General features: G+C 45.6%; 1 protein-coding gene. It reads left to right on the forward strand.

Annotated elements, in window-relative coordinates:
* Positions 1-91: 91 nt before the first annotated feature.
* The gene (locus R7Z77_RS24860) at positions 92-805 is read left to right on the forward strand and encodes a response regulator (RefSeq protein ID WP_005463399.1); all 714 of its coding nucleotides are present in this window, start codon (positions 92-94) and stop codon (positions 803-805) included.
* The last annotated feature ends 17 nt before the right edge of the window (positions 806-822 follow it).

Here is an 822-nt window from a genome sequence, read left to right on the forward strand (position 1 = left end):
CGGATAACCTTATTCTTTACAAGCTTTATTTGAAATAACTCGCAAATTTGTTTAACTTTCAGTGATATCAAATACAGCACACATCACTTACATGAACGAACAAGAAATCAAGCCATCCCTTATCATTGTCGAAGACGATCCAAAACTACAAGATATGCTCGGTGAGTACTTTGTAGAACAAGGCTTCGACGTCCGCTGTATTGATAACGGCACCGACGCGCCGAACGCTATTTTAGACACTCAACCCGATTTGGTTTTGTTAGATTTGATGCTGCCGGGCCAAGACGGTTTGAGCGTTTGTCGTCAAATCCGCGAATGTTACAAAGGCAAAGTTCTGATGCTTACCGCAAGCGATGACGATTTTGATCACGTCGCTGCGCTTGAAATTGGCGCCGATGACTTTGTCACGAAACCTATCAAACCGCGCGTGTTACTTGCTCGTATCCGTATGTTATTGCGCAGGAAAGAAAGCGCCGCTCCAGCGCCAGAAAACGGCTTACAAATCGGCGTGTTGTGTTTAAACCGACTACGTAAATCTTGTACTATGAACCAACAACCTGTCGCATTAACCGACGGTGAGTTTGACTTGCTGTGGGTACTCGCCACTCATGCCGAGAAAACCTTGTCGCGTGAATGGCTCACCAAAACGTTACGCGGGATTGAGTACGACGGTACAGATAGAACCATTGACAACCGCATCGTAACACTTAGAAAGAAATTGGGCGACGCGTCTTGCTCACCTCAAAAAATCATTACGGTACGCGGCAAAGGCTACCTACTAATGCCGGATGCATGGAACGCATAAATGAGAAGGATATATCT

It is taken from the genome of Vibrio sp. 1401, assembly GCF_033340295.1.